This is a genomic window from Desulfovibrio sp. An276, from assembly GCF_002159665.1.
GTDB lineage: Bacteria > Desulfobacterota > Desulfovibrionia > Desulfovibrionales > Desulfovibrionaceae > Desulfovibrio > Desulfovibrio faecigallinarum.
This window is the reverse complement of the sequence record NZ_NFJC01000013.1, coordinates 65,380-71,846: the sequence shown is the minus strand read 5'-3', so window position 1 is coordinate 71,846 and position 6,467 is coordinate 65,380. Positions and strand designations below refer to the sequence as shown.

Annotated in this window: 3 protein-coding genes; all 3 read left to right on the top strand. The window is 55.5% G+C overall.

The features are described 5' to 3' along the window. Window positions 1–1,219: 1,219 nt before the first annotated feature. The gene (locus B5F76_RS07130) at window positions 1,220–2,704 is read left to right on the top strand and encodes an APC family permease (protein ID WP_087352741.1); all 1,485 of its coding nucleotides are present in this window, start codon (window positions 1,220–1,222) and stop codon (window positions 2,702–2,704) included. Between the two features lie 423 nt (window positions 2,705–3,127). Further along, window positions 3,128–4,825: a sigma-54 interaction domain-containing protein gene (locus B5F76_RS07125; protein WP_087352738.1), complete on the top strand. Its 1,698-nt coding sequence runs from the start codon at window positions 3,128–3,130 to the stop codon at window positions 4,823–4,825. Window positions 4,826–5,218: 393 nt separating this feature from the next. Beyond that, a complete protein-coding gene (gene ald, locus B5F76_RS07120) occupies window positions 5,219–6,337 on the top strand; it encodes an alanine dehydrogenase (protein WP_087352750.1) in 1,119 nt (372 codons plus the stop codon). The last annotated feature ends 130 nt before the right edge of the window (window positions 6,338–6,467 follow it).

Genomic DNA, 6,467 nt, shown 5'->3' with positions numbered 1-6,467 from the left:
CAGCCTGTGGAGAGGCTCCTTGCCTCGTTGAAGCGGAACCCGCCCAGGGATCAAGCTAGCTTGTTTCCGCTGGGAATCCTCCGCCTTTAGGCGGGGGAGGATGTCAAAGTGACCCTCCGTAACAGGAGAACTTGCAAATTCTATCTGTCCCCCCGCCCTCCGTCCAGAGACAATACAACCACAATCTTGCCCGAAACTCTCTGCAGCCAGCCTGGCAAGAGCCTGCCCAAACTTTTCCTCCATTCTTCCTCCACTCGTCCTCCCTGCTCCTGTCCTTTTAGCTTCGGCAATGCACTTTGGCATGAACGTCTTTCGGACTCACAGGCAAACCAGAATTGACTTGTCATACTGCCGCTATTTCCGAAGGATACGTATTGGTTTGCTGTTATTCGGATTTGGGAACAACACGCATGCCCTGGGGCTCACTGTATCCATCCTGTGCCTGGCTCATACTTTTTTTCACATGCTGTCGCACTGTTGAGGGGTGAAAGCCTCTGCCTTTTGGAAAGTTCTTCTCCCCTGTCCCCTGCTTTTCCCGAAAGTTCAGTGATGCAAAAACGACTCAAAATTGCACTCTTCCACCATTGCTCACAAGCGCATTGCCAGTCCACGAAAGACAAGTCATTGGTACAAATGCCCAGAACCCTTGCGGCCTTGCATCTTTGCCTGCTTTGCGCAACCATGCGATATCAGGTCGGTTTCAGGCATATCCTGCTTCCGTTTTGGGCAAACAAATGCCCCTTTTGTCACAAGCAGGGCTTTGCCAGAGAGTGGACGCAAGAATTTGCGTACCTCCATGGCCCGGTTTTTGCTACGCTTTCATGTGCGCATGCTTCGGATATATCCGACGGACAGTTCAGCTAAACACAGGGCATATTCGACGAACATATCCCAAGGACACGCATGCCAGTGCCTCTCTCCAACATTGGCGGAACATTCTTACTCTCCACCCTGTACAAGCACTTCCCATTCGTCAGCCAGCCGTTTCCTGTACCATTCCCAATCCCGTGCTTTCCAGATTGGGAAGCGTCCTGGCAAAACTGGTGTTCGGGGAATTGCCCATCTCCGAACACCAGGAAAAAGTACAGACACAAATTTCCCGGAACATGCACTTGATCGCCGGTCTGCAATCCCGGACCTCATGCATGACACTACGATAACAAGGCTTATCCTGCATACCACACAAAAAGAGAAATTTTTCACATACGGGGAGATTCCCATGGCAGAAAACCACGCAGTCGACAGACCAACACTGGAAAAAAGCATGTCGCCTCTTGCAATATGGGCCCTGGCCTTTGGAGCCATTATAGGATGGGGCGCCTTTGTCATGCCCGGCCTGCGCTTTCTGCCCGGATCCGGTCCTTTGGGATCAGTCATCGGCTTTGTGGCTGGCGGCATAATGCTGATTTTCGTGGCCCTTGCCTACGGACGCCTGGTAGGAGCCTTTCCCATTGCCGGAGGTGTGTTTGCCTTCGCCTATGCGGCCTTTGGCCCCACGCTCTCCTTTGTTTGCGGCTGGGCCCTTGTGCTTGGGTATCTCAGCATCATCGCCCTCAATGCCACGGCCATAGTGCTCCTCACGCGCTTTCTTTTGCCGGGCATCTTCGAATTCGGCCATCTGTACACCATTGTGAACTGGCACATCTATGCTGGCGAACTGGCCCTGCTTGAGGCTGTGCTGGTCCTGTTCTGGTATCTGAACTACCGCGGGGCCGACGTTGTGGGCAAAATCCAGGTGGCCCTTGCCATCATCCTGGCCGCAGGCGTCGTTCTCATCATGGCAGGGGCTGCCCTGCACCCCACCTCCTCCATCGCCAATCTGCAGCCCTACTTTGCCACAGGCAAAACACCCCTTGTCTGCATTATTGCCGTGACAGCCATAGCGCCCTGGCTTTTCGTGGGCTTTGACACCATCCCCCAGGCAGCAGAGGAATTCAACTTCAAGCCCTCCATGAGCACCATACTCATGATCCTCTCCATTGTCTGCGGCATCATAACCTATGCGGCCATCACCATTGCAGTGGCAGTGGTCGTTCCCTGGGAACCCCTAATCCGCGACTTTACCATCTTCTGGCATACCGGACATGTGGTCAATCTGACACTCGGAGCCCCTGGCAGCATCATCCTTGGCCTTGCTGTCCTCTCGGCAATCCTGACCGGCATCAACGGCTTCTACATCGCCTGCTCGCGCCTGCTCTTTTCCATGGGGCGCTCCCGCATCCTGCCCACCTGGTTTGCCGAAATCCATCCCACGCACAAGACTCCGACCAATGCCCTGAACTTCATCCTCGTCCTCGTGATCGTAGCGCCCTTCTTCGGCCGCGAAGTCCTTTCCTGGGTCGTGGACATGTCTTCCATAGGCACCATCATAGGCTACTTCTTCGCCTCCCTTGCAAGCTACAAGCTGGCAAGCTCATGCGTCCACCTCCAAAACGGAACGACAAAGCCACTGGCAATCCTTGGCTGCATCTCTTCTTTGATCTGCCTTGGCCTTCTGATCCTCCCCGTCTCCCCGGCCTCCATCAGCATACACTCCTGGGTTGTGCTCGGCATTTGGACGATCCTTGGCTTTGTCGTCTACTACATGCGCCTTGCGGCTGTGAAAAGCATACCCGAAAGAGAGCGAGCCTTCCTGATCCTTGGCGACAACGAACTTTTCCACATCTTTTTGCGCAGGATGGGCATACACGACTCTATCCTCTAGGGTTGCAGGGATCCGTTCCTCCTCACTTTCGGATCCCTGAATCAAAATCGAGGCCATCGCCCTGCAATCGCCCCTCTCACGCGTGAACTCCCTGCCGCAAGGCAGGGGTTTCACGCGTCTGCACATGGAAGGGCCTCTGCCTTTCAAAAAAATGGGGCTTCTCCCCTTTCCGGGGTCGATTTCCTCTCCACAAAGAGGAGGGAACCTCGTATACTGAGAGCCACCCCAAAACCGGCAACAAGCCTTTGCAAACAAGGCTGGCACCACTCATTTCTGTCCCACCTCGAAAAAAGATCACAGTCTCGCAAGCACTCTTTTCACAGAGACAGCCTGTCCTTTGCCCTGCAACCTTCGCATGGTTCTGCTGTATCGCAGGCCCAAACCCTTTTTTGCAAACAGCCTTTGCAGTTTCGAAGAGGACATATGCTTTCCCAAAGCAAGGACATCAATCTGCAGCCGGCCTGTGCAGTCTGCAACTGTACAAACTGGGCCCTGACCCAGGCTACGGACCGCTTCAGGGAACTCTTTCCCGAGGCGACCCCAGGATCTCCGCTCCTGCCTGTCCTGGAACGAAAGGGGCTTGTTGCTCCGGGCCAGCTTTCCTCTGTAGAGGACACAGGAAGCCTTGTCTGCCCCGTGCAGGACAAGACGCTCACCTTTCTGCGCTGGATGACAGTGCGCCTCGAATTCCTTGTGCCCTTCAGGATACTGGACGTTTTGCAGCTGCCTTTGGACATGTTCGAGGAACGGGAACTTCTCTATTCCTCGCTCACCAATATTCTCGACAGCATACACGATGGCATCTGGATGATTGACTCCAGGGGCATCACCATTGCCGTAAACAAGGCCATGCAGCGCATAGCCGGCATTACTGCCAGGGACGTGGTTGGCATTTCTGTCCTCGAGGCAGCCAAGCTCAAAAAATTCTCCTCCTGCGTGACTCTGAGAGCACTTGAGGAAAAGCGCACTGTCACCATGTTCGACGACTACGCCAACGGTCGCCACTGCCTCAACACCGCGACTCCTGTCTTCGATGACCAGGGCAATGTGGTACGCGTCATCGCAATCATTCGCGATCTCTCGGAGCTTGAGTCCATGAACGACACACTCGAGGGCATGGCAGCGTCAACAAGGCCTGCGTACAACGAGACCGAAATGCTGCAGCTGGGGATACTGGGAGGCTCGTCGGCATCCCAGCAACTGCGCGCTTCACTCATGATGGCAGCCCAGACCGATGCTCCGGTGCTGCTTCAGGGGGAAACGGGCACAGGCAAGACCATGTCCGCCAAGGCTATCCACAACCTGAGCCAGCGCAAGGACATGAACTTCGTGTCTCTCAACTGCGCGAGCATTCCCCTTTCCCTGCTCGAATCGGAACTTTTCGGCTACGAATCCGGAGCCTTCACCGGCGCTTCCAGGAAGGGGCGAAAAAGCGTCTTCGAGCTCGCGGACAAGGGCACGCTCTTTCTGGACGAGATTGCCGAACTCCCGCTTTCGGCCCAGGCAACACTTTTGCATGTTCTTGACGGCGATCCCTTTCGCAGGGTGGGCGGAACTACAGACATTACAACCAATGTGCGCATTCTTGCAGCCACCAACAAGGACCTCGAAAAGATGGTTGAGGGGGGAAGCTTCCGCAAGGATCTTTTCTTCCGCCTGCGCGTCATTGCCATCGACATTCCGGCTGTGCGCGAAAGACCGGAAGACATTCCTGGACTCATAGAGTATTTTCTGACCTCCATGGGCAAGGGGCAAACTGTTCCCCACCTCAATTCCTCCCTGCGCAGCTCCCTGCGCGCCTACACATGGCCCGGAAATATCAGGGAAATCCGCTCCGTTGCAAGGTATTTCCTGGCTCTGGGGAAAAAACGCCTTACAACAGACGATCTGCCGCCCTACATTCGCTCCGTCCTTCCCAGGGGAGCAACTGCCAGAAGGGTGTCCCGCCAGAGCCTGCAGGAACAGGTGGAGGCTCTGGAGAAAGATCTCATCAGCCGCGCGCTGCGTGAGACAGGTTCCACATACAAGGCCGCCAGACTGCTCAAGGTGAGCCAGAGTACCATAGTGCGCAAGGCGCATCGCTACCACCTCGGAGAATACGGAACTGCCTCTTCGAGATAAGCAGGGCGCCCTTCCCCTTGCCAAAGCCCACAGCAACAAGTCGTTTTCATGCCTTGCCAGTAAACCAAATTCGCATTAAACGAGAACTATTATCGAAAAATCAAGTCAGATTCGCATTGTATTTGCACGAATTTTTTCTGCAGCCCTTCAGGAGCCCTTCAAAAAGAACAGCAATGCAGTACGTTATAGCAAGACAAGGGAAACATGTTCCTTTTGGCACAAGGTTTGCTATTTTATCCGTAAACAGCCAAACTATCGTCCAAAGCCCGGGGACGCCCGGCAACACTTCTTCGCGCGTGATACATGAAAGAAGCCAGGGACGAAATCCGCTGCTATCTGCCACCACATCAGACTATTTTTTTCAGGAGGCAGCGCATCAGCGCTGAGAGCAAGATGAAAGTAGGTATCCCCACCGAGATCAAGGTCCAGGAATTCCGCGTTGGCATCACCCCTGCAGGCGTTCACGCACTGAAGGAAGCAGGTCACGAAGTGTATGTGCAGAAGGGTGCCGGCCTCGGCAGCATGATTACGGACGAACAGTACATTGAAGCTGGCGCCACCATGGTGGACAGCGCAGCCGAAGTGTGGGCCTGCGACATGATCGTGAAGGTGAAGGAGCCCCTCGCTCCCGAATACGAACTCTTCCACGAAGGCCTTATCCTCTACACCTACCTGCATCTTGCGGCAGAACCTGCACTGACCAAGGCCCTGCTCGAAAAGAAGGTGGTCGGCATTGCCTACGAGACCGTGCAGCTGGACAACGGTGCCCTGCCCCTGCTCGCCCCCATGTCCGAAGTGGCCGGACGCATGTCCGTCCAGGTGGGCGCAGAAATGCTCACCAAACATGCCGGCGGCATGGGGCTGCTCATGGGCGGCACTGCCGGTGTGGAAGCAGCCCATGTGGTGATCTTAGGCGCAGGCACAGTGGGTCTTGCCGCTGCCAAGGTGGCCATGGGCATGGGAGCCCACGTCACGATGCTGGACAGCAACATCAATCGCCTGCGCTACCTTGACGATGTCTACGGCCAGAAGATGCAGACCCTGTACTCCAATGCCTACAACATCGCGGCTGCAGTGAAGCAGGCAGACCTTCTTGTGGGCTCTGTCCTCATTCCCGGCGCCCTGACTCCGAAGCTGGTCACCGAAGCCATGGTCAAAACCATGAAGAAGGGTGCAGCCATTGTTGACGTTGCCATCGACCAGGGCGGCTGCGTGGAAACCACATCCCGCCACGGTGTCACCTACCACGACAATCCTACCTTCATGGAATTTGGCGTTGTCCACTATTCGGTCGGAAACATGCCAGGCGCAGTTGCCCGCACCTCCACCTTTGCCCTGACCAATGCAACCATGCCCTACATGGTTGCCCTGGCAAGCAAGGGCTGGAAGAAGGCCTGCCAGGACGACCGCGCGCTTGCCAAGGGCATCAACACCTGCGACGGCAAGGTCTTCTTCAAGGGTGTCAGCGACGCTCTCGGCTACGAAAACCACGACCTTTGCGAAATTCTCTAGTCTGAAACAAAAGGGCTTTCCCCGGGGTGCGGCCACACCCCGGGGAAAGCCGCAGCGGAACTGGTATCTGTCTCTCAAGCAGAATATTTTCCCCCCCAACAACGCTTGCAAGATTTTTTCAGGAGCTCCC

What these genes read in the sequence shown, in the direction of transcription:
- B5F76_RS07125 (WP_087352738.1), top strand. Translation starts at nt 3,128, where the DNA reads ATGCTTTCCCAAAGCAAGGACATCAATCTGCAGCCGGCCTGTGCAGTC.
- B5F76_RS07130 (WP_087352741.1), top strand. Translation starts at nt 1,220, where the DNA reads ATGGCAGAAAACCACGCAGTCGACAGACCAACACTGGAAAAAAGCATG.
- ald (WP_087352750.1), top strand. Translation starts at nt 5,219, where the DNA reads ATGAAAGTAGGTATCCCCACCGAGATCAAGGTCCAGGAATTCCGCGTT.